12 protein-coding genes are annotated in these 24,318 nt (G+C 46.0%); 4 read left to right on the top strand and 8 right to left on the bottom strand.

Features of this window, described 5'->3' with window-relative positions; translation table 11 throughout:
- Positions 1–63 precede the first annotated feature (63 nt).
- Positions 64–996, top strand: a complete 933-nt coding sequence (locus AACW75_RS24825; protein ID WP_145571523.1) for a hypothetical protein — start codon at positions 64–66, stop codon at positions 994–996.
- Between the two features lie 98 nt (positions 997–1,094).
- Here AACW75_RS24825 and treC read toward each other — a convergent pair whose 3' ends face one another.
- The 5 genes from treC to gmhB form a co-directional block, all read right to left on the bottom strand.
- Positions 1,095–2,780, bottom strand: coding sequence for an alpha,alpha-phosphotrehalase (gene treC, locus AACW75_RS24830; protein ID WP_145571521.1), 1,686 nt, complete (start codon positions 2,778–2,780; stop codon positions 1,095–1,097).
- Positions 2,781–2,901: 121 nt separating this feature from the next.
- Positions 2,902–4,326: a PTS trehalose transporter subunit IIBC gene (treB, locus tag AACW75_RS24835; RefSeq protein WP_145564151.1), complete on the bottom strand. Its 1,425-nt coding sequence runs from the start codon at positions 4,324–4,326 to the stop codon at positions 2,902–2,904.
- 204 nt (positions 4,327–4,530) lie between these two features.
- On the bottom strand, positions 4,531–5,475 hold the full coding sequence (treR, locus tag AACW75_RS24840) for a trehalose operon repressor TreR (RefSeq protein ID WP_017076201.1): 945 nt from the start codon (positions 5,473–5,475) through the stop codon (positions 4,531–4,533).
- 89 nt (positions 5,476–5,564) lie between these two features.
- Positions 5,565–5,906: an MliC family protein gene (locus AACW75_RS24845; protein WP_145564146.1), complete on the bottom strand. Its 342-nt coding sequence runs from the start codon at positions 5,904–5,906 to the stop codon at positions 5,565–5,567.
- A 65-nt stretch (positions 5,907–5,971) separates the two neighbouring features.
- Positions 5,972–6,523, bottom strand: coding sequence for a D-glycero-beta-D-manno-heptose 1,7-bisphosphate 7-phosphatase (gene gmhB, locus AACW75_RS24850; RefSeq protein WP_145571519.1), 552 nt, complete (start codon positions 6,521–6,523; stop codon positions 5,972–5,974).
- Between the two features lie 240 nt (positions 6,524–6,763).
- Between gmhB and metN the strand changes: the two genes are divergently transcribed.
- From metN to AACW75_RS24865, 3 genes are all read left to right on the top strand, one after another.
- Entirely contained in the window at positions 6,764–7,798 is a 1,035-nt protein-coding gene (gene metN, locus AACW75_RS24855) for a methionine ABC transporter ATP-binding protein MetN (protein ID WP_017076203.1), read from the top strand.
- Positions 7,788–8,471, top strand: a complete 684-nt coding sequence (locus AACW75_RS24860) for a methionine ABC transporter permease (RefSeq protein WP_017076204.1) — start codon at positions 7,788–7,790, stop codon at positions 8,469–8,471. The genes metN and AACW75_RS24860 overlap by 11 nt, the downstream gene beginning before the upstream one ends.
- A 66-nt stretch (positions 8,472–8,537) precedes the next feature.
- Positions 8,538–9,347 carry a MetQ/NlpA family lipoprotein gene (locus tag AACW75_RS24865; protein ID WP_145571517.1) on the top strand — a complete coding sequence of 270 codons (810 nt, stop codon included), beginning with the start codon at positions 8,538–8,540 and terminating at the stop codon, positions 9,345–9,347.
- Between the two features lie 91 nt (positions 9,348–9,438).
- Here AACW75_RS24865 and AACW75_RS24870 read toward each other — a convergent pair whose 3' ends face one another.
- The 3 genes from AACW75_RS24870 to AACW75_RS24880 form a co-directional block, all read right to left on the bottom strand.
- Positions 9,439–10,644 carry a carbohydrate porin gene (locus AACW75_RS24870; protein ID WP_145571515.1) on the bottom strand — a complete coding sequence of 402 codons (1,206 nt, stop codon included), beginning with the start codon at positions 10,642–10,644 and terminating at the stop codon, positions 9,439–9,441.
- A 395-nt stretch (positions 10,645–11,039) separates the two neighbouring features.
- Complete coding sequence (locus AACW75_RS24875) at positions 11,040–11,816, bottom strand: Zn-ribbon-containing protein (protein ID WP_145571513.1); 777 nt, start codon at positions 11,814–11,816, stop codon at positions 11,040–11,042.
- Between the two features lie 229 nt (positions 11,817–12,045).
- A complete protein-coding gene (locus AACW75_RS24880; protein WP_237297569.1) occupies positions 12,046–24,015 on the bottom strand; it encodes a VCBS domain-containing protein in 11,970 nt (3,989 codons plus the stop codon).
- Positions 24,016–24,318: the final 303 nt, after the last annotated feature.

Below are 24,318 nucleotides of genomic sequence, written 5' to 3' on the forward strand. Positions count from 1 at the left end.
TCTCAGCAATAGCATTCCTAAAAACATCAGGCCACCTGGCCATTCACATTAGGAATGCTCAACATGAATAAATCTATGACGCTGCTTGCGACTTCTCTCTTTGCTCTTTACGGGTGTGGCGGCGGAGGTGGATCTTCAACTGGCTCAACTGGGGCAAGTCAGTTCGATTACCCGATTAACAACTCTCAATTTACCCCACAGAACATCACATTATTATCGTACCTAGTATCAGAAGATGGTGGAGAAAACATAACGCTGGAGCTTGCATACCGAGACATCAGTTCTGAACTAATGTTGGCCAATATTCAGCTGGAGTTGGATAAGCTAGCTATCTCTAACACTACTGAAGGTGTTGCTGAACTAGAGAAGCTAAAAGCAACGGTAGAAAGCATGGTAAATAGTGGTATCAACAGCTTTTACGCTGCTGATATGACAGTGCAAGGTGATACGGACAGTGAACTATTTTACAAAGGCAGTGATGGCTTTGTTAACTCAGTTGATTCCAATATAGAACTGAGCAATGGTGAGGCTGTCGACTTTTTGGTGACCAACCCAGTATTCAAATCTTCAAGCCACACAGTAAAAGAAAAAAGCCCAAATATTGATATCAGTGACAATTCAGTGAGCCTCTCGTTTGATGTGACGACTGGACAACTAGAAGCCTTGCTTGATGATTTCTATGAAGAAGGCATCAATGATTTAGGACCATCAGAAACACAATGTCGATTCAACTGGAGCCAACAAGTATCTGAGAATGGCCAACGATCAACTATGACGGTTCAAGGTAAGAAAATTGAAACGGCGTACCTGAAAGTTGAAAACACTTACAACGTTGCATGTGATGGGTATGACTCAGCTGAATTTCAAAGCAATACCGAAACATGGTTTAACCCAAGCTTTGGTGTTGTAAAAACGATGGACTGGGATGAAAAGAACGGTACTCAACTGAGCGAAAGTGTGTGGGTTCTCGATTCATTTACGGTCAATAAAGGCTAATCAATCGAACAAGCCTTCCGCTGAAATAGGAAGGAAAGCTTTGAGCCTGACATTTAGAATTCAGGCTCAAAGCTTATACTCGCATAGGGGAACGAGTATTATTGCTCTATCAAGAGAATTATTGTTTCATACGGTCGCAAGATCATCGTATTTACAGAAACTGGCGACGGATCTTCAGGGTAATTCCCCAGTAGCAATTGCGCTTCATCCAGATCAAGTTCATTAGGCAACTCAACCTGACACGCTTCACCATAATAGTTATTAATACACAGCAGGATCTGCCCTTCACTCTCACGAGAGTACGCAAATACCGACGGATGCTCAGGCAATAGATCTTGGTAACTACCGTGAGTAATCACTGGCACTTCTTTACGTAACTCAATCAAGCTCTTGTAGAAATAGAAAACAGAGTCTTTATCTTCGAGCGCTTGCTCAGCGTTGATCTCAGTGTAGTTATTCGCAACATCTAGCCATGGCTGTGATTGTGAGAAGCCTGCGTAAGCTTCACGATTCCACTGCATTGGCGTACGAGAGTTATCACGAGATTTCTGCGCCAAGATCGCCATCATATCTTCATGAGCTACACCATCACGGTTAACCATGATGTCGTACATATTGGTGCTCTCTACATCACGATATTGGCTGATGTCGGTATAACCTGGATTAGTCATCCCAATCTCTTCACCTTGATAGATATAAGGTGTGCCTTGCATCATGTGCACAGACGCGGCCAGCATCTTGGCCGATTCAATACGATATTGTTTATCGTTACCCAAGCGGCTCACAACTCTTGGTTGGTCATGGTTACACCAAAATAACGCACCCCACCCTTTGCCGTTCAAACCGGTTTGCCAGTGATTGAAGATCGACTTGAGCTGTAAGAAATCAAACGGTGCATTGGTCCACTTCTCACCATTGGTGTAATCAACCTTAAGGTGGTGGAAGTTAAACACCATCGACAGTTCGCTGTTATCAATATTTGAGTATTTCTGACAATGTTCCAACGTGGTTGAAGACATCTCGCCGACTGTCACGCTGCCGTATTTCTGAAATACCGCTTCGCTGATCTCTTTCAAATATTCATGCACACGTGGGCCATCGGTATAGAAACGGCGACCATCACCAATATCATCATTCGGGAAATCTTGCTGTTTTGAAATCAGGTTAATCACGTCTAAGCGAAAACCATCGACGCCCTTCTCAGCCCAGAAGCTGATAACGTCTTTTACTTCTTCACGTACAACCGGGTTTTCCCAGTTGAGGTCGGCCTGCTCTTTCGCGAATAGGTGTAGGAAATACTGCCCTGTGGCCTCATCCATTTCCCATGCATTACCACCAAACTTAGACTGCCAATTGGTTGGTGCTTGGCCATCTACTGGATCTTTCCAAATGTAATAATCGCGGTATGGACTGTTTTTGTCACCCAACGCAGACTGAAACCACGCATGCTCGGTCGAGGTATGATTTACCACGATATCCATCACGATACGGATGCCACGTTGGTGAGCTTCAGACAGTAACAGGTCGAAGTCTTCCATGGTGCCGAATTGAGGGTTAATTGCGTAGTAGTCTGAGATATCGTAACCATTGTCGATCATGGGTGACGCGTAAACTGGGGTTAGCCAAATCGCATCCACACTCAAGTGGTTAAGGTAATCCAGTTTTGAAATGATTCCTTTGATATCGCCAGTACCTTGGCTCCCGCTGTCACAAAAGCTCTTTGGGTAGATTTGATAGATGGTTGCGGTTTTCCACCAACTTTCATCGCGCTCAGTCATCGCCATCTCTAACACTCACTTACCAGAAAATATAAATAAAAAATCACCATGTGAATCATGGTCGAATAGCCGTTATTACTAAGAGAAAAAGCGATGACTCACTTAAAGTCATCGCTTGTTAAATGCATTATGCGTTGGCGGTTTCTAGTTCGCCTTTCATCTGTGCTCGCTTGTAGAAGAACAGCGTCAGCGTTATCGGCAGTACAACCGCCACCAGCATCGCGACTAAGTAAATCGACCAATATTGCGGTTGAATCGATAAGATACCCGGCAAGCCGCCCACACCGATACCATTCGCCATAACACCAGCGCTACCACAGATTGCAGCGGCTACGGCACTGCCGATCATCGCGCTCAACATTGGGAATTTGTATTTAAGGTTGATGCCGTACATCGCTGGTTCCGTCACGCCTAAATATGCTGAGATTGCCGCAGGTACCGAGATGTCTCGTTCACCTTCGCGCTTACTCAAAATAATGATGCCGACAACCGCAGAAGCTTGTGCAATGTTTGATAGTGCAATTAAAGGCCAGATTGGTGTACCACCTAAGTCTTGCATCAATTGCAAATCCACAGCGTTGGTTGTGTGGTGAATACCTGTGATAACTAAAGGTGCGTATAAGAAACCAAAGACTACTGAACCAAGAATCGCAAAGTCACCGGTCATTGCAGCTTTAGCCGCGAATGCTACACCATCGCCTAACATACGACCGAATGGGCCAATAAAGGCGTGAGCTAGAATCACTGACAATATAATCGATACAAACGGTACAATCACAAGGTACAAGTAAGCAGGCACAATGCGTTTGAGGTTGGTCTCGATGAACGCCAGAGCCACACCCGCTAGCATCGCAGGGATCACTTGTGCCTGATAACCGACTTTCTCAATAACGAACAGACCAAAGTCCCACACTTCAGGTACCGATTTACCTATCATGTATGCGTTCATGAGTTGTGGTGAAACCAAGGTCACACCAAGTGTGATACCCAGAATAGGCGTTCCGCCGAGTTTCTTAACCGTTGCCCAACAAACGCCAACCGGTAGGAAGAAGAAAATAGCTTCACCAATCAGCCACAAGAATGAGTGAACGGTTGCCCAGAATTGGCTGATTTCAACCAAGGTTTTGCCGTCGAACATGCGAATGTCGCCAATCACATTACGGAAACCAAGGATCAAACCACCAGTAATAATGGCAGGCAGCAGTGGTACGAAAATTTCGGCTAAATGGGAGATACCACGTTCAAGAAAGTTCATGTTCTGACGGGCTGCAAGTTTAGCCTCATCTTTTGACGATGAATCTTTGCCAGTTTGCTCAATCAGAAGTGCGTACACCTCATCAACCTCGGTGCCAATCACAACTTGGAATTGACCTGCGTTAGTAAAGCAACCTTTTACTAGTTTCAGCTTTTCTAGTTCTGCTTTGTTCGCCAGTTCCGTATCGTTCAATACAAAACGCAGTCGAGTCAGACAATGGCTGACACTCGCAATATTCTCTTTGCCACCGACTAACTCGATAAGACGCGCAACGTCTTGCTTCGCTATCTTACTCATACTACCCCACCCTGGTTTCATTCAATTATTCATCTAAACCATGCGGCTATAACCACTCAGATCTAGACTTATGGGAACATTCCCAATCACGGTTATTATAATGCCCGCATGAATGATAAATTAAAATGGGAACAGTCCCATTAATTGAAAGAGATCACACTCTAATTTTAATCTAAGCGGTTCTATTTCGCTTGATTGAGTGAATTATAGAATAGGTGATTGAGTGTGATGAGAGATCTCTGCATTGCCTAAAAGCTGAGAGATCAATAGATTGGCGGCCAATTTACCTGCAGATTGATACCCAGGATCAATACTAAAGACACGAGGAAACAAAAAAGAGAGCAGAGTGTTGCCACCAACACCAGTAACAACCACATCTTCACGCTGTAGCTCTTGAAGACGCTTGATCACGCCGAGAGCTAGCGTGTCACTGGCACACACAATAGCTTGAGTTGTTGGTGTTAATACATCATCTACTAACTGATAAGCACTTTCATGGTGGAGCTCTCCAGTTCGATAGTTTGCAATCGAACTGGTATTTTCACACCACTCTAGATAAGCCTTCAAACGCAGTTCACCGGTTGATTTATCGCTAGGATCAACACCAATAAACCCAACATCAGAGATCCCTTGATCAGATAAATGCGCTAAAGCACGATCAATGACCTGCTGGTTATCATAGTTAATAGATGTCACGTTCTCGGTATCTAGAGCAATAACTACGGCTTTATGCTCCCAAGCTTCGATCGCAGGAATATCGCAGTCAGTAAAGCCAAACACGATTATGCCGTCTACATTACGACGCTTGAGAACCTGAAGGTGCTCATTGGCTTTTTCTCTATCAAGCTGACTTTCCATGATCACGACATCGTAATCCGCTCGATACAACTCGGCCAGCATTGTGCTAACAGCTTTATTTTCAGAGGGAGAGTCCAAACGAGAAATGATTACACCGATGACTTTTTGACTACCACCACGCATCGACTGCGCAGACTTAGACGGCGTATACCCAGATTCTTGAATTACTCTTTCCACCCTTTCACGGGTTTCAGGTTTCACTTTTGGATCGTTGGTCAGAACGCGAGATACGGTTGACTTACCAACACCGGACAGTTTAGCAATATCGAGAATAGTGAGTTTTTTGCTCATAAAAAGTCTAACGTTAAAGGGAAGAGAAGAAAAAGTGAGGGCATAATCCCTCACTTAACTGTTTGTAAATCTTAGAAGTTAACTATGACCTACTTTCGGCAATTTTTATAGACGACACGATCAAGTTCTAGACGAGCATTGTCACCTTTAGTGCGTAAAGTTACGCTGTTAACCACCTCAGATGTACCATCATCTAGGATGTATTTCGTTCCTGAACCTGCCGCTATTTGAATCAGGCGATATTCATTATCAGGCAAACGTAATACTGCTTTTTCATTATCAAGGTAAGCCACTTCAAACGAAACGTCAGACTCACATTGATAAGTCACGAATTGATTATCCGATGTTGCGCTCTCAGTCTCAGGAGCTGCTGATTTAGAGCACCCGACCAATGCAACCGTACATAGAGATGCTATCAACAATGCTTTCATACTGCGTTCCTCATCTTAATATAGTGAACGACACTTATATCTAAAGTGAAAGGTATCTTAGTGTCTTAACTTTTTAAGAATGCTGGTACGTCTTTAATACTGTCAAGCACGACACTTGCTAGAGCCTCGCCTTTTTCAGTCACAGGCTTGCCCGTTCTTACCAAGACTCTGGTACCAACACCAGCGGCTTCTGCTGCCATCATGTCTTCAGCTTTATCGCCGATCATGACAGAGTTCGCCATATCAATTTTCAGAAAGTCACGAGCAGAAATGAACATGCCTGGTTTAGGCTTGCGACATTCACAATCTTGTTTGTAGTCGCCAATGCCGTGTTCAGGATGATGAGGACAGTAATAGATACCATCTAACTCAACGCCATTATCGACAAAGTTCCAATCCATCCACTGCGTCAAAGAAAGAAAACGATCTTCGCTAAACTTGCCACGAGCAATACCAGATTGGTTGGTCACAAGTACCAATAAATAGCCCATATCTTTAAACGCTTTCGCCGCTTCAAACACACCATCGATGTATTCAAAGTCATGCTCATCATGTACGTAGCCGTGATCAACATTAATCACACCATCACGATCTAAAAAAACAGCAGGTTTAGACAAAATTCAGTTCTCTATCAACTCTCTATTAATCATTAATTATTACACGCTTTATTTGCTTCATCACTATCTATTTAGTTTTGCGTTCGTTAACGATTTGTTTCTACCTCAGCAACACCATCGCCGTTTAGCCGTCTAGACGTAAAAATATCTATTGACTTAGATCATAGAACACCATAGCATCATCTGTAAATCGAGCGAGCTATCGATATATTATTCTGTTTTACCTGCACGAGTTTCCCTATGATTAAAGTGAATCAAGTCAACAAGGTTTTTTATCAAGGCACTAAAGAAATCAATGCCTTAATTGATATCAACCTCCACATTCCTCAAGGTCAAATCTTTGGAGTCATCGGCTCTTCAGGTGCAGGCAAAAGTACCCTTATCCGCTGTGTAAACATGTTGGAAGCTCCAACGTCTGGTGAAGTGATTGTTGACGGTATTGACCTAACAAAACTTAGCAAATCAGAACTTAGCGAAGCGCGTCGTAACATCGGCATGATATTCCAGCACTTCAATCTGCTGTCTTCTCGTACTGTATTTAACAATATCGCACTGCCTTTAGAGCTTGCAGGTAAAGATAAAGCGGTTATTGAAGCGAAAGTCAGTGAGTTACTTAAGCTTGTTGGCCTAGCAGACAAGCGTGACACCTACCCTGCGAATTTAAGTGGTGGTCAAAAGCAGCGTGTTGCGATTGCTCGCGCACTGGCCTCTGACCCGAAAGTTTTGTTATGTGATGAAGCGACCAGTGCACTGGATCCTGCGACTACTCAATCTATTCTTGAGCTGTTGCGTGAAATCAACCGCAAGCTGAACATCACTATCCTACTCATTACTCATGAAATGGATGTAGTGAAAAGCATCTGTCACGAAGTAGCGATCATTGGTGATGGTGAGCTAGTAGAGAAAGGCACTGTGGGTGAAATATTCGCACACCCTAAAACAGAGCTGGCACATCAATTTATTCGCTCAACGCTGGATCTGACGATTCCTGAAGATTACCAAGCACGCTTACAAGAGACTCGCGTAAACAGCAGCTATCCGTTAGTACGCCTTGAGTTTACTGGCGCAACCGTTGATGCACCGTTAATGACGCAAATTGCTCGCAAATTTAATATCGATGTCAGCATCTTAAGCTCAGACTTGGATTACGCAGGTGGCGTTAAGTTCGGCATGATGGTTGCTGAACTGTTCGGTAATGAAGCCGATGATAATGCTGCTATTCAATTCCTACGCGACAACAATGTAAAGGTAGAGGTACTGGGTTATGTCCTTTAGTTTCAAAGAGATTGCTGACTGGATCAGCCTTAACGGTAACCTTCTATTAGGCGCAACAGGCGAAACTCTTTACATGGTTGCTGTTGCAGGCATCGTTGGTTTCGCTGTCGGTATCCCATTAGGCGTGATTCTACACACGACCAAAAAAGGTGGTCTGTTAGAGAACACCAAGCTAAACAAAATTCTCGGTGCGGTTGTGAACGTGGGTCGTTCAGTGCCTTTCTTAGTGTTGATGGTTGCTATTATCCCACTGACTAAGATGCTGATTGGTACCTTCATCGGTACAACAGCAGCGATTGTTCCACTGACGATTGGCGCTATCCCATTCGTAGCTCGACTTATCGAAAGTGCGCTACTTGAAGTACCAACAGGTTTAGTGGAAGCCGCTCAATCAATGGGCGCAACACCAACACAAATCATCAATAAGGTTCTGCTTCCTGAAGCACTACCGACTATCATCAACTCAGTAACAATTACATTAGTAACGCTTGTGAGCTACTCAGCAATGGCAGGTACCGTAGGTGGTGGCGGCCTAGGTGATGTCGCGATTCGTTACGGATTCCACCGTTATGATGTGACTATCATGGCTGTGACGGTAGTGATGTTGATTGTGCTGGTACAAATTATTCAATCAATCGGTGATTCATTAGTTCGCCGCGTTGACCACAGATAAAGACTTACAGACCAAACTCAAAGTCGTCTGAACCAAATTAAATAGATTTATTAAAAGGAGATTATTATGAAATTTAACCTTAAAGGTTTACTTACTATCGCAGCAGCGGCATCAGCGCTAGTACTAGCAGGTTGTGGTGACAAAGAAGTCGACACTTCTAAAGTAAAAGTTGGCGTAATGGCAGGTGCTGAAGCACAAGTTGCAGAAGTAGCAGCTAAAGTAGCAAAAGAGCAGTACGGCCTAGATGTTGAACTAGTGACTTTCACAGATTACGTAACACCAAACGCAGCACTGGATGACGGCTCTATCGACATCAACGCATTCCAACACGCACCGTACCTAGATCAGCAAGTGGCTGACCGTGGTTACAAGCTAACTATTGCTGGCAACACGTTTGTTTACCCAATTGCGGGTTACTCTAAAGAAGTGAAATCTGTAGACGAAATCCAAGACGGTGCGCGTATTGCAGTACCAAACGATCCAACAAACCTAGGTCGTTCTCTACTGCTTCTTGAGCAACAAGGTCTTCTTGAGCTTCGTGAAGGTGCAGGTCTTCTAGCAACAGTTCGTGACATTGTAGGTAACCCTAAGAACCTAACAATTGTTGAACTAGACGCAGCACAACTTCCTCGTTCTCTAGATGACGTAGCACTGTCTATCATCAACACAACTTACGCGAGCTCTATCAACCTGACTCCGCAAAAAGACGGTATCTTCGTTGAAGACAAAGACTCTCCATACGTAAACCTAATCGTTTCTCGTGAAGAAAATCTAAACGCTGAAAATGTACAGAACTTCGTAAAAGCTTACCAAACTGAAGAAGTGTACAAAGCAGCTTCTGATATCTTCCAAGGTGGCGTAGTTAAAGGTTGGTAATCAACTAAACTACAGCAATCTATAGATACCCGAAGGGGCTGACATAACGTCAGCCCCTTTTTATTGGTTAGGATTTACAAGAAAGTTCGACTTACCACCAAGCTTCCACTTGCATACCAACGCTCATTTCACTGTTTTTACCTTCACCGAAGGCATTGTCATTTTCAGCGTCGTTTAGGTAAGTCGCAAAGATACGGAATTCAGGACGAGACCAGAAACCCACTTGTGGAACCCAAGCCTGAGCGATTGTGAATTTACCACCCGCACCATCTTGGTTATTAATGGTTTCAACAAAGCCACCAATTTCAAGGATAGTACGCATACGCTTATCCCACTTGTAAAGCGGGCGAATGACCGCACTGAAAGAATCATCATCGCTATTATTAGCACCAACACCCGTCGACATTGCATAACGAACAGTGTGGCCAAACTCGATGTTCTCACCAATAGCAAGCACACCCCAGTTAATCAATCGAAAGCCTTCAGCGTCATTATTGTTTGCATCACGTACGATGCCTTTACCGGTACCAAAGGTTGTCATCTGCTCGGCATAGCCAGAGTTAGCCACTTGGAGAATAGTTTTGTTGAAGCCACCTGACAGATTTTGATTTAAGCTTGCCGTTAGCATCACGCTATCATCCGCATCGACCGTTTGACCTTGTTTTTCATTGGCAAAGTTCATATCAATACCGACTTCAAGGTCCGCATTGTTCCATAGTGGTATCCCTGCATAGCGCACGTCAGCAATCATGGCTGTGGTTTCTTTCCCATCAAAAACATCCCCCGTAACCGTGTCTTGAATCAGGGCGACCGATAATTTACCTGGGCCCATATTGATGTGCTCAACGCCAGCACCAATACCACTAACATCCCAGTAGTAGTTATCAACGATGTGTACATCATGACGTTGGTAGTAGCGCTCACCCGCCCAAATTCCAATGTCCTTATCTTCAAAAAGCCCGACCGCTTGAACATTCAATTGCACCACGTCAACGCTTTTATCCGCGGCGTTCTCATCTTGGCCTTGCCAGTACGACAACATGGAATCAACTAAAAATGAAACGTCGTCCTCGGCATACACCTCTTTTCTAAAACCAAACTCACCATACAGGTCATTTTCGTTGCCGAGTCGGCCAACTTTACTCACCTCCCATTTGCTATTTGAACCACCTTCATTACTGAGGCCAACGCCGCCGCGCATGTAGCCATTGAACTCCAATGGTGTGGTTTCGTCAGCGTATAAATTAGGAGTAAGTAAAGCAGTAGAGAGTGCAGCAGCAATAGGTAACAGTTTCATCGTCCATTCCTTTTCAATCTAGAATTAGGTCACTTTCACAAATGGGAACATTCCCATGGGATCGATCCCATTTATATTGAGTAGAATATAAATTGAAAGAGAACTGATTGATTACTGTGATCCAGTTAACTATTGAAATGAGCAAAAGTTGATGGGTGTGGAATTATTCTGGTGAATACCTAAGGGCTACAGAGCGAGAGATAAAACACAGAATGAACGTATTAAAGTGCAAAATTCGTTCGGCAAGATGGGTTCTCCCAATACTGATAAACGATCAATATTAAGGAATAAAAAGAGAAAGAAACGGAAAGCTAACAGGGAGAAAAGCAGAGGAACAAGTATCGAAGTATTGGCTCATACTTCGATACTCTGAATCTAGAATAGAGCTAAGTGGGTTACTTAATATGATCCCAAGAGATGTTCGACACCAAGCGGCAGTCGTCACACTTGAAATAGAAAATGTCGTGGATCGGCGCATCAAGCAGCCATTCTCCACCGCACTGAGGGCATTTACGCTCTTTTTCAGCTTTTAGGCTAATGCCACCGACACGGTATAAGTAGTAATACGTTGGGATCTTAGTGAGGTACTCAATGCGCCCTCTCAAGCCCCAACCGCGTTTAAATAATACGCTTTTGGTATCACTGATCTCGGTTAGAGTTGCGTGTTCAGCTCGACAACCACCGCCCATTTGTACTTCATCACAGGCTTGCCACTCTGTCTGCCATTTCAACACAGCCTTGTGGTCGCCATTAAAGGTTGGCGGGTTACGATATAAAGGGATCGGCAACAGGCTCTCGCCACTGCGTAGCGGTGAACAAGTATGAACAAACGTGGTGTATAACACCTGCCAGCTCGGTGCTTCATCTTCTGCCACTTCTTCCGAGTTAAGATCTCGGCCAAGCAAGCGCATTTTAGGAGCAAGAAGGCTCGCAGCAGACAAACGTTCAAAACACACTTTAACAAAGTCCGAGTGATTGCGCGGATGCAAACTGTCTTGCTCTGGGCACACAACGCGAACATAAAATTCACCGTCGCCCATCACGATTGGAAACTCACGACCTAACACTTGTCCGTTGTAACGAAGTGCATCCATTAAGCCATTAACTGCCTTATCGACAGCGCTGACCGTTGTGTTATCAAAACACTCAAATTGAAGCTCTAGTACGTACATCTATTTACTATATGTGGTTCTATTAATAGCATCATTATAACGACTATTTATACTATTGTACTTAGCTTAATAATACGGATGACCCCGAATTAAATAAATATTCGCTTATAGCTTAATCCTACTGCCTGGAGCTCTAAAGCAGCCAGTTAAAAACGCATATCATCTTCAGGCAAGTAGAAAACCAATTGATTGGCTTTCTACTCTGTTCAACACAAGTTAAACCACGTTTTTACGTAAAAGTTTGTTGTTGGAACAACTGCTCTACAATTTCATTGGATGTTGTCATAGCGCTCATATCGAAGCCTGATAAATCCAAGTTGGTCATCTCAACTGCAACAGATTGGCCAGATTCCGCTTCGATCGCTAACTCAATACTACTATCCGCAGTTAATGAAGCTGTAACATGCTCTAGTAGCATTTCCATATTAGTAACATCATCTCCAGTCAGGTCAAGAAGGTCTGTGAGGTCAATATTGTCATCACCAAAAGTGAAATCAGTAATAGTATCGCGTGACAAACCATCCACTGAGTCTTGCTCAAAAACAAAAGCGTCTTTGCCCTCTCCCCCCGTCAAAATGTCATTACCTAAGCCACCAATGAGTACATCATCACCTTCACCGCCAAGTAAAAAGTCATCCCCTTGGTTACCATGTAAGGTATCACTGCCTTGCTGGCCGAGTAGTATATCAATACTTTCAGAACCAAGAATCGTATTACCCAACTCATCGCCAGACAGTGTCACACTATCTTGGATGACAGGGACTGCTCCTTTTTCGGTTAGAATTAAACTAAATACATTGTCACTGTTTTGCCCTTTACCGTCCGTAACCTCAAAAGCAAAATTCATATTTATTTGCTGACCATTCGACAAGTTGAAGTTCTCGTCTTGGGTAAAGTTATAACTTCCATTTGAGTATACTTCCAAGACACCAAACTCTGTTGTCACACTCAGAAGACCATTTTCACTAGCAACAGAAGAGGTCACATTGGGCGGTGTATCAAAGCCCATAAACTCGGTATTCATCAATCTAAAGTCATTAGTTTGAGTAGACACCTGTAGCGTATCACCATCGGGATCGAAACTACCCGACAATAACTCACCAGCAATAGGCTCTGGCGTGTAATGTTTAAGCAGTTGTCCTAAACTTTCTCCAGAGTCTACATATACGACAGTATCAGTAATGCCATTCATTGCATCCGCAACACTTTCGTCACCACGCGTCGCAATACCAATACCATAAACAGAAGCTTGGTTATCTTGAACATATTGCTCCCAGCGGTCAGTTAGGTCATCAGCAACCACAGCTCCGTCTCTAGGGTTCGGAGCTCCATCTGACATGAAGAAGATAGAATCATGGCTCTCGATTGGCTGTTCTTTAAGTAAAAGATCCCAATCCAGTTCACCTTGAGCGTTTAGGCCATCCTGCCACGGGAAACGATTAGAACTATCACTTGGTGCCATGACAGCTTCCAAGGCATCATTGTAATCGGTGTTCATTCCTCTATTGTCGATCCAGCACCACTCATTCACATACTTATTGACATCCGTCAGGTAAGTCATGTCCGTGAGCTCACGTCCATTCAGCTCTGGCGGACGTGTCATCTCAAGAACGTCACCAAGTTCAAACCAACTTTGCTCTTCAGTTTCACCTGCAAATTTAACCAAGCGAATGTAGCTATTTGAAGCTCCACCTTGTTGTATTAGATCTTCAACCATTTCATGTAGAGCTTCTGCTGCCTTATACGCTCTTGACTCTGTACGTGAAGCAAGAACTTCATCCGGTAAGCCATTATCTCTATACGTATTCGTCCCATCAAAAGTCCGAGTCATACTGCTAGAAACATCGAACACAACTGTGATCTTATTTATAGGTTGCTCTTCGACTTCAGCAAAACCAACTACTGCGGTGTTCTCCGGCGCCCTATTTTCAACAACATTCAGAGTAACTGTAGTTTGATCTAAGTCGCTGCCATCACTTGCTTCTACGATCAATTCATGAGCTGAAGAAAGATCAAAATCTAAAGCGTCTGAATCTTTTAACCAAATCTCTCCCGTATTACTGTCTATGCGGAATTTGTCACTATCATCCCCTTTAAGGGTATACGTGATCGTATCGTTGTCAGGGTCAAATGCTGCAACTTTACCAACCAAAATTCCGCTCTCATGCTCAGCAACGTCAAAGCTAATGGTGTCGGTGGTTGCTAAACCGTGTCCATCAGAGCCTCGAATCTGATCTTCATCGTTTGGAGAAATAAATTCTGGGGCACCGTCTTTGATATTTATTGTAATATCGTTAGTTGCAATATCACCATCAGCATCAATGACTTTGAATGCAAAGCTTTCACTTTGATCACCATCGACATTATTCGCTTTATAGTCATACCAACCATTTTCAAAATTAATCGTTAACTGGCCAAAGTTCGTTTCTACTTCAAGCAGAGAATGTTCTGAAACTTGAGAAGATATCCCATTAACATCCGTTTTCGATACTGTGCCTGTTTGTTTATCAAACTGGTAGTTTTCACCTTTGATTTCAATAGAATTAACCCATTGAATTTCACCGCCAACTTGAGAAAAAACATCACTTTGAACTTCACCAGGGACGGTAGTCACTAAAACATTCTCTACATTTGACTCATCAACAACCAATGCCGAACCAGAACTAGTCGCCACTGGTTTGAGATAATTCAAAGAAGCACTATCGCCAATACCAAGCGCCCAAATATTATTAAAGGTATGGCCATTGGCAGACACTCCATTTTCCATCGCTAATTCGAGAATCAACTTTTCTTCGGCATCTGTCGGAGCCACTCGGCCTGATAACAAGTCATCATAATGTGATTGGTTGCTAAAATGCGCCGGGTCTAAGTCATCCATTAAGCTTGTTCGAGCTTGAGCGGAATAGAAATCTTGACGAGTCCAGCCACTGAAATCTGAAGGCTGTCCATCAGAGATAAAGTACAACTGGGTCTTGGAACCCGCGACTTGGCTAGAGAAACCATCAGCTGAAACAATGTCTTCAATCTGCTCAATCGCTTCATAGTAGGGTGTCCAACCAGCTGGAGATACAGTAGCAAAGAAGTCTGTAATATCTTGCTCTGACTCGATCCAGTTAGAGGTTTTACCGCTTGGTGAACCAGAGTGAGTAGCAATTTGGAACTTCACATCTCCCAGTTCATCATATTTCTCAAACATACTTTTTATTGAAGTTTGAGCTAAATCCCATCTTGTCGTTTGCAGACCATTTGAATCGAGAACAGTATCATTCATAGAGCTAGATGCATCTAGTGCAATCACGACTGAGTTAGACTGAGGTTGAACATCTTTTATCGTATGTTGATGAGTTCCAGCTTCGGGAATAACATCGACCACTTCAATATTTAGCTGTGCTTGTTCCACTTGATGACCGACATCTAGCGTGATATTTAAATCAAGCATCAATGAATCATTACCCTGTTCTAGATGATCAAGTGCCGCATGTTGCGATACTTGATACTCACCAGTAGCTTGATCTATCTTTGCCGAAAGCACATCAACTCGATGACCATTAACCTCAGTAAACGCACTAAATTCTGTTTGGTCTTGAGAAAGTTCAAACTGGACTACCAGACCGTTACTCGTTAAACCAGAAAGATCTTGTGTACTATCGAATCGATACTCCGCGTCTTCCGCTGAACCAAGATCTGCATCAAGTTCACCTTCAACAAATACGGTCTGATTCGCACCTAAGTCAGATTCTTCAAGAGTAATTGATTCATTATCAAGTGAAATCGACTCGCCAATTATCGTGACGGTTACCTTAGCGGTATCAGTTAGACCTTCTTCATCTTTAATTGTGTACTCAAACTCTACGGTTTTAACTTCACCTACACTTAATGTTTGCTCAGCTAAAGGTAGGCTATCTAGATACTTTTCAGCATCAAAAACAAATTGACCGTTTTGAAGTGTTATGTAGTTCGCCTGTGGGTAATCAACAATAGTTAGCTCATCGTTCTCTGGGTCACTATCATTGGCGAGCACATCTAAAGCTAATAGACCGGTTCCGTGCGTATGATAGTTACTATCGAAAGACGTTAAATCAGCAGATACTTCAGTAACGAAATATTCAGAACCTTTAGGGTCAACCACCCCATCTTTGTAACCAATTGCAGACAATTCAATCGTATCAAAGTAGCGTCCCTCGGCATCAATTGAAACCCATTGGCTGCCACCACGATTCCCTTCAAATATACCTGTCGCAATTAATTCACCATCAAAATAGGCTTTCCATACGCCTTGCTCAATGCCTGGTTCCCAACTTCCATTGTTTGTATCTGTCCATAAGTTTTTAACTTCAACTTGTGCATGATTAGCAAGTTGATTATTAGCAAAAGTGAAACTCATCGCTTCACTCTTCTGAGTTGCATCATCGTAACCAATTTGACCAGATTGAACACGATCAGAAGGGTTATCAAGATCAGAATGCACACCGTATTTATTGTCACCATCCCCGGTGTAATCTGCCAGAGTTGCATCTGCAACTTTTTCTCCAGTCACACTGTCAATTACATAGACATCGACTTTGATATCGTCGCTGGCTATCCAATTCGATGAATCTAATGTTTTGGTTTCAGTCGTAATACCCTTGTCATCTAAAGCAGTCGGACCTTCATTAACGTCACCGACTGCTATTTGAACCTGAGCGGTATCCGTCTCTCCGGATTCATCAGTAACGAGCACGCCTACACTGTAGCTTTCGATGTCTTCGTGATTGAGAGATACGCCTGGTTTCAACGAAATTTCACCTGATACAGCATCAATCTGAAAGAGGTCGGTATGATTGCTAAGAGAATAGGTCAATTGACTTGCGCTATCGACGTCAAATGCACCGACCTGACCAACAGTTTGACCTGGGCTATTTTCAAGCACAGAGAATGAATAAACATCATCATCAACGAGTCCCAAACTGTTTAGGCCATGCGAGTCGTTATTGCCACTGACAAATTCAGGTTTATCATCTGAGCCAGTGATGGTCACTGCAATCTCATGCGTGCTGCCATCTGCAGTTTCTACCGTAAAGGTGCGAACAATTGGATCAGAGTCTGCGTCTAGCGCTTGAACATCCGCGTGGTCATTATTGAGAACATACGTCCACTCACCGCTGTCATCAATACTGAACGTGCCGTAGTTGCCATCTTGAACATTGGTCTGCGCGGTAAACACCGCTTCGTCTAAATCTGGATCGTCAACATTGAGATTGCCGCCCGTGGTCAGCGTCATGTCTTCTTGCACCGCGCCTTTATCATCACCCGGTTTGCTTGGCGTGATTACCGCCGCGTCGTCTGAGCCAGTGATGGTCACTGCAATCTCATGCGTGCTGCCATCCGCAGTTTCTACCGTGAAAGTGCGAACGATCGGAGTAGAGTCAGCGTCCAGCGCTTGAACATCCGCGTGATCATTATTGAGCACATAGGTCCACTCACCGTCCGCATCGATACTGAACGTGCCGTAGTTGCCATCTTGAATATCGGTCTGCGCGGTAAACACCGCTTCGCCTAAATCCGGGTCGTCAACATTGAGGTTGCCACCCGTGGTCAGCGTCACGTCTTCTTGCACCGCGCCTTTATCATCACCCGGTTTGCTTGGTGTGATGACCGCCGCGTCGTCTGAGCCAGTGATGGTCACTGCAATCTCATGCGTGCTGCCATCTGCAGTTTCTACCGTAAAGGTGCGAACGATGGGATCAGAGTCGGCGTCCAGCGCTTGAACATCCGCGTGGTCATTGTTGAGCACATAGGTCCAGTCACCGTCCGCATCGATACTGAAGGTGCCGTAGTGACCATCTTGAACATCGGTCTGCGCGGTAAACGCCGCTTCGTCTAAATCTGGATCGTCAACATTGAGATTGCCGCCCGTGGTCAGCGTCATGTCTTCTTGCACCGCGCCAGTATCATCACCCGGTTTGCTTGGCGTGATTACCGCCGCGTCGTCTGAGCCGGTGATGGTCACTGCAATCTCATGCGTGCTGCCATCTGCAGTTTCTACCGTGAAGGTGCGAACGATGGGATCAGAGTCGGCGTCTAGAGCTTGAACATCCGCGTGGCCATTGTTGAGCACATAGGTCCACTCACCGTCCGCATCGATACTGAACGTGCCGTAGTGGCCATCTTGAATATCGGTCTGCGCGGTAAACACCGCTTCGTCTAAATCCGGATCGTCAACATTGAGATTGCCGCCCGTGGTCAGCGTCACGTCTTCTTGCACCGCGCCAGTATCATCACCCGGAATGCTTGGCGTGATGACCGCGGCGTCGTCTGAGCCCGTGATGGTCACTGCAATCTCATGCGTGCTGCCATCCGCAGTTTCTACCGTAAAGGTGCGAACAATTGGATCAGAGTCTGCGTCTAGCGCTTGAACATCCGCGTGGTCATTATTGAGAACATACGTCCACTCACCGCTGTCATCAATACTGAACGTGCCGTAGTTGCCATCTTGAACATTGGTCTGCGCGGTAAACACCGCTTCGTCTAAATCTGGATCGTCAACATTGAGATTGCCACCGGTCGTCAGTGTCACGTCTTCTTGCACGGCGCCAGTATCATCACCCGGAATGCTTGGGGTGATAACCGCCGCGTCGTCTGAGCCCGTGATGGTCACTGCAATCTCATGCGTGCTGCCATCCGCAGTTTCTACCGTGAAAGTACGAACAATTGGAGTAGAGTCTGAATCTAGTGCTTGAATATCGGCGTGGTCATTATTGAGCACATAGGTCCACTCACCGTCCGCATCGATACTGAACGTGCCGTAATTGCCATCTTGAACATCGGTCTGCGCAGTAAACACCGCTTCGCCTAAATCCGGATCGTCGACATTTAAATTACCGCCCGTGGTCAGCGTCACGTCTTCTTGCACGGCGCCTTTATCATCGCCCGACTTGCTTGGCGTGATGACCGCCGCGTCGTCTGAGCCAGTGATGGTCACTGCAATCTCATGCGTGCTGCCATCCGCAGTTTCTACCGTGAAAGTGCGAACGATGGGATCAGAGTCGGCGGCTAACGCTTGAACATCCGCGTGGTCATTGTTGAGAACATAGGTCCACTCACCGTCTGCATCGATACTGAACGTGCCGTAATTGCCATCTTGAACATTGGTCTGCGCGGTAAACACCGCTTCGTCTAAATCTGGATCGTCGACATTTAAATTGCCGCCCGTGGTCAGCGTCATGTCTTCTTGCACCGCGCCTTTATCATCACCCGGAATGCTTGGGGTGATAACCGCCGCGTCGTCTGAGCCCGTGATGGTCACTGCAATCTCATGCGTGCTGCCATCCGCAGTTTCTACCGTGAAAGTACGAACAATTGGAGTAGAGTCGGCATCCAGCGCTTGGACATCGGCGTGGTCATTGTTGAGCGTGTACGTCCACTCACCTCTGTCATCAATACTGAACGTGCCGTAATTGCCATCTTGAATATCGGTCTGCGCGGTAAACACCGCTTCGTCTAAATCCGGGTCGTCAACATTGAGGTTGCCACCGGTCGTCAGTGTCACGTCTTCTTGCACGGCGCCAGTATCATCACCCGGAATGCTTGGCGTGATAACCGCCGCGTCGTCTGAACCCGTGATGGTCACTGCAATCTCATGCGTGCTGCCATCCGCAGTTTCTACCGTGAAAGTACGAACAATTGGAGTAGAGTCGGCGTCTAGCGCTTGAACATCCGCGTGGCTATTGTTAAGCGTGTACGTCCACTCACCGCTGTCATCAATATTAAACGTGCCGTAGTTGCCATCTTGAACATTGGTCTGCGCGGTAAACACCGCTTCGTCTAAATCTGGGTCGTCGACATTTAAATTACCGCCCGTGGTCAGCGTCACGTCTTCTTGCACGGCGCCTTTATCATCGCCCGACTTGCTTGGCATGATTACCGCCGCGTCGTCTGAGCCAGTGATGGTCACTGCAATCTCATGCGTACTGCCATCCGCAGCCGCGACCGTGAAGGTGCGAACAATTGGAGTAGAGTCGGCGTCTAGCGCTTGAACATCCGCGTGATCATTATTGAGAACATAAGTCCACTCACCGTCTGCATCAATACTGAAGGTGCCATAGTTACCATCTTGAATATCGGTCTGCGCAGTAAACACCGCTTCGCCTAAATCCGGATCGTCGACATTTAAATTACCGCCCGTGGTCAGCGTCACGTCTTCTTGCACGGCGCCTTTATCATCGCCCGGTTTGCTTGGCGTGATTACCGCCGCGTCGTCTGAGCCGGTGATGGTCACTGCAATCTCATGCGTGCTGCCATCCGCGGTTTCTACCGTGAAAGTGCGAACGATGGGATCAGAATCGGCGTCTAGCGCTTGAACATCCGCGTGGTCATTGTTGAGCACATAGGTCCACTCACCGTCTGCATCGATACTGAAGGTACCGTAGTTGCCATCTTGAATATCGGTCTGCGCGGTAAACACCGCTTCGTCTAAATCTGGATCGTCGACATTTAAATTGCCGCCCGTGGTCAGCGTCATGTCTTCTTGCACCGCGCCTTTATCATCACCCGGAATGCTTGGCGTGATAACCGCTACGTCGTCTGAGCCGATGATGGTCACTGCAATCTCATGCGTGCTGCCATCCGCAGTCGCGACCGTGAAGGTGCGAACGATGGGAGTAGAGTCTGAATCTAACGCTTGAACATCCGCGTGGTCATTGTTGAGCACATAGATCCATTCACCGTCCGCGTCGATACTGAACGTGCCGTAGTTGCCATCTTGAACATCGGCCTGCGCGGTAAACACCGCTTCGTCTAAATCCGGATCGTCAACATTGAGGTTGCCGCCCGTGGTCAGCGTCACGTCTTCTTGCACCGCGCCTTTATCATCACCCGGAATGCTTGGCGTGATAACTGCCGCGTCGTCTGAGCCAGTGATGGTCACTGCAATCTCATGCGTGCTGCCATCCGCGGTTTCTACCGTGAAAGTACGAACAATTGGAGTAGAGTCGGCGTCCAGCGCTTGAACATCCGCGTGGTCATTGTTGAGCACATAGGTCCACTCACCGTCCGCATCGATACTGAAGGTGCCGTAGTTGCCATCTTGAACATTGGTCTGCGCGGTAAACACCGCTTCGTCTAAATCTGGATCGTCAACATTGAGATTGCCGCCCGTGGTCAGCGTCATGTCTTCTTGCACCGCGCCTTTATCATCACCCGGAATGCTTGGGGTGATTACCGCCGCGTCGTCTGAGCCGGTGATGGTCACTGCAATCTCATGCGTGCTGCCATCCGCAGTCGCGACCGTGAAAGTACGAACAATTGGAGTAGAGTTTGAATCTAACGCTTGAACATCCGCGTGGTCATTATTGAGCGTGTACGTCCATTCACCGTCCGCATCGATACTGAACGTACCGTAGTGGCCATCTTGAATATCGGTCTGAGCGGTAAACACCGCTTCGCCTAAATCCGGGTCGTCAACATTGAGGTTGCCACCGGTCGTCAGTATCACGTCTTCTTGCACGGCGCCAGTATCATCACCCGGAATGCTTGGCGTGATGACCGCCGCGTCGTCTGAACCCGTGATGGTCACTGCAATCTCATGCGTGCTGCCATCCGCAGTTTCTACCGTAAAGGTGCGAACGATTGGATCAGAGCCGGCGTCTAGAGCTTGAACATCCGCGTGGTCATTATTGAGAACATACGTCCATTCACCGTCCGCATCGATACTGAAGGTGCCGTAGTTGCCATCTTGAACATTGGTCTGCGCGGTAAACACCGCTTCGTCTAAATCCGGGTCGTCAACATTTAAATTACCGCCCGTCGTCAGCGTCACGTCTTCTTGCACGGCGCCTTTATCATCACCCGGAATGCTTGGGGTGATTACCGCGGCGTCGTCTGAGCCGGTAATGGTCACTGCAATCTCATGCGTGCTGCCATCCGCGGTTTCTACCGTGAAAGTACGAACAATTGGAGTAGAGTCGGCGTCCAGCGCTTGAACATCCGCGTGGTCATTGTTGAGCACATAGGTCCACTCACCGTCCGCATCGATACTGAACGTACCGTAGTGGCCATCTTGAACATTGGTCTGCGCGGTAAACACCGCTTCGCCTAAATCCGGATCGTCAACATTGAGGTTGCCACCGGTCGTCAGCGTCACGTCTTCTTGCACCGCGCCAGTATCATCACCCGGAATGCTTGGGGTGATAACTGCCGCGTCGTCTGAGCCAGTGATGGTCACTGCAATCTCATGCGTGCTGCCATCCCCAGTTTCTACCGTGAAGGTGCGAACGATTGGAGTAGAGTCTGAATCTAACGCTTGAATATCGGCGTGGTCATTATTGAGCACATAGCTCCACTCACCGTCCGCATCGATACTGAACGTACCGTAGTGGCCATCTTGAACATTGGTCTGCGCGGTAAACACCGCTTCGTCTAAATCTGGATCGTCAACATTGAGATTGCCGCCCGTGGTCAGCGTCATGTCTTCTTGCACCGCGCCAGTATCATCACCCGGAATGCTTGGCGTGATTACCGCCGCGTCATCTGAGCCCGTGATGGTCACTGCAATCTCATGCGTGCTGCCATCTGCAGTTTTTACCGTGAAGGTACGAGTGATTGGATCTGAGTCTGAATCTAACGCTTGAACATCCGCGTGGTCATTGTTGAGCACATAGGTCCATTCACCGTCCGCATCGATACTGAAGGTGCCGTAATTGCCATCTTGAATATCAGTCTGCGCGGTAAACACCGCTTCGCCTAAATCTGGATCGTCAACATTAAGGTTGCCGCCGGTCGTCAGCGTCACGTCTTCTTGCACTGCGCCTTTATCATCACCCGGAATGTTTGGCGTGATAATCGCCGCGTCGTCGGAGCCCGTGATGGTCACTGCAATCTCATGCGTGCTGCCATCCGCAGTTTCTACCGTGAAGGTGCGAATAATTGGAGTAGAGTCTGAATCTAGCGCTTGAACATCCGCGTGGTCATTGTTGAGCGTGTACGTCCACTCCCCGTCCGCATCGATACTGAAGGTGCCGTAGTGGCCATCTTGAACATCGGTCTGCGCGGTAAACACCGCTTCGCCTAAATCCGGGTCGTCGACATTGAGGTTGCCGCCGGTCGTTAGCGTCACGTCTTCTTGCACTGCGCCTTTATCATCACCCGGAATGCTTGGCGTGATAATCGCCGCATCGTCGGAGCCCGTGATGGTCACTGCAATCTCATGGGTGCTGCCATCCGCAGTTGATACCGTGAAGGTGCGAACAATTGGAGTAGAGTCTGAATCTAGCGCTTGAACATCCGCGTGGTCATTGTTGAGCGTGTACGTCCACTCACCGTCCGCGTCGATACTGAACGAACCGTAGTTGCCATCTTGAACATCAGTTTGCGCGGTAAACACCGCTTCGCCTAAATCCGGATCGTCAACATTGAGGTTACCGCCGGTCGTCAGCGTCACGTCTTCTTGCACTGCGCCTTTATCATCACCCGGAATGCTTGGCGTGATAACCGCTGCGTCGTCGGAGCCCGTGATGGTCACTGCAATCTCATGCGTGCTGCCATCCGCGGTTTCTACCGTGAAAGTGCGAACAATTGGATCAGAGTCTGCGTCTAGCGCTTGAACATCCGCGTGGTCATTATTGAGAACATACGTCCACTCACCGCTGTCATCAATACTGAAGGTGCCGTAGTTGCCATCTTGAACATTGGTCTGCGCGGTAAACACCGCTTCGTCTAAATCTGGATCGTCAACATTGAGATTGCCGCCCGTGGTCAGCGCCACGTCTTCTTGTAAATCACCTTTATCGTTTCCAGTGATAATAGCGGCTAATGATTCAGAAATAACATCAATAGTAGAATTCAAAACAGTGTTCAAAGTGACTTGTTGATTTGCAGTTAACCCCTTGGTCTCAAAGAATGTTTGCGCTAAAACCTCTACGCCATCTCTTTCAATACTTCCAGAGGTTATCAAACTAGAGCCACTAACATCTCCAGCCGCGGTAGCAAATTCACTCCCCAATAAAGTAGGGTCTAAACCGTCTTCGAGAGCATTGAATAAAGCAATAACATCAGGTGATATGTCAATGTTTTCGTGTTGATCAACAAACGTAATTTCAGGTTCTTTATTGCCTTCAAACGTTTCGACAATAATTTCACCTGGAAACAACTGCTGCCCTGGCTCGACTACTTTAATTTTACCATCTAAACCAATTACAACATGCGTTTCTACTGCTAACTTCATTCTGTCGACCACTGCTCATATCCCCTAGAAATCATCGATTAGATTCATCAATCAAACCCAACACAACAAGCTCATTTATTGACAAGAAAAATAACTGGGTAATTTATCATCAAACAGCCCCTATAAAACACGCACTTTTATAGGCTTAAATTTTCATGTTTTAAATTTGTTTTATTTTTATCCAAACAATAATATTTTATTAAAGAATTAAAAATCGAACAAGTGATGTATATTTTTCGATTAAAAATAAGTTTGAAAGTTGTAATAGCCTAAAAAATTGAATGGCATTCCTTAAGCAAGAGT

It is taken from the genome of Vibrio sp. L3-7 (assembly GCF_963898195.1).
In the GTDB taxonomy this organism is placed as follows: domain Bacteria; phylum Pseudomonadota; class Gammaproteobacteria; order Enterobacterales; family Vibrionaceae; genus Vibrio; species Vibrio echinoideorum.